This window comes from Mesorhizobium sp. M7A.F.Ca.CA.004.04.2.1 (genome assembly GCF_004022825.1).
Classification (GTDB): Bacteria; Pseudomonadota; Alphaproteobacteria; order Rhizobiales; family Rhizobiaceae; genus Mesorhizobium.
Window position 1 is genome coordinate 1 of sequence record NZ_RZPH01001359.1, and the last position, 1,244, is coordinate 1,244.

Sequence of the window (1,244 nt, forward strand, 5' to 3'; positions counted from 1 at the left end):
GACTATAAGGCGGAGCAGCAGCACGATTGAAGCCTGTTTGCGACATTGGCAAAAAGCCGAGCGACCAGACGGCAGAATGCTTCCCGTCGGACCCTTGGCGGTTCGCCTTCCAAGGTGAAGGCTATAACTCAGGCGAAGGCCCAGATGTCCTCGGCCTGGAAGCCGACCTGATAACCTGCTGTCTTCAGCTTGACCACGACCTGGCCGATCTCGGCCGCGGGCAGCGCGCCGACCTCGACCTTGATCATGCCGGGACGGTAGCGCTTGAGGTCGAGCTGTTCGAAGACGATCCAGTCGGCGCCCTCGCAATCGACGAGAAAGGCGTCGATATGGGTGATGCCATTGCGGTCGAGCAGCGTCTGCAAGGTCTCGGATGGCACCTCGATGTCCCTGAGATGCGGCGCGAACTTGTTGAAGTTGGTGTCGGCCTCGCCCCAGGCATTCTTGCCCGACATCAGATTGGTGTCGGTGACCGACGAGCAGCCGATGAACTCGATGGGCAACGTGCCGGCCTCGAGCGCGGCGGCATCGAAAGTGTGGACGGTGATCGTGCCCTTTGTCTTCGTCACCGCCACCGGCTCGATGATGAACCGGCTGGTGTCGGGGTAGTTGGCGCGCAGTCGTTTCTGATTGTACGGCATCGGCTCGACCAGCATCGCGCGTGCGCCAGCTATGCGGTGCAGCCACGGCGTCACATCGTCGAACAGCGCACCGTCGCAGGCACCGACATTGACCATCTGGAACGGTCGCCCTGCCCCACCAAATCGCGCCTTCAGCGCCGCCCTGGCCAGGAACTTCGTGCCGCGCAGCGACGGCCCGCGATCGAGAACACTACTTGGAAGACCAAGCGACAGGGCAACGCGCGCCAGGCTGGATAGCGAACTCATGGCTTGTCTCCGGGAATGATTGGCAAGGGCGCGCGATTCTGGCCACGAGCCGCGGCTGCCCACAGCGCCATGAACGGCGTCGCCAGCAGCAGGAATGGCGGGATCAGATGCGGGAAATAGATGCGCGTGTCGTGGATCGGAAAGACGGTGAACTTCGCCAGCGCGCCGAGCACCAGTGCCGCAAACAGGATGCCGGCGCGGCGGTCGAGGCGGAAGCCGGCGCGGGCGGCGGCAAACCAGCCGGCCAGTGCCAGCACCGACACGCCGACCCAGCTGTTCAGGCTGACGGCACGCAGCAGCGAGGCGGCAAACGCCCTGAGATAGGCGGTGACCGAGAATGGCGGGTTGAAACCCGCC

General features: G+C 64.1%; 1 protein-coding gene and 1 pseudogene. Both read right to left on the bottom strand.

The features are described 5' to 3' along the window. Window positions 1-128: 128 nt before the first annotated feature. Window positions 129-887 (bottom strand): FkbM family methyltransferase, encoded by a 759-nt coding sequence (locus EN893_RS34545; RefSeq protein ID WP_127272436.1) that lies wholly within the window; start codon window positions 885-887, stop codon window positions 129-131. Further along, window positions 884-1,244: pseudogene (locus tag EN893_RS34550) on the bottom strand (hypothetical protein); the annotation flags it as partial. The pseudogene EN893_RS34550 and the gene EN893_RS34545, both read right to left, overlap by 4 nt.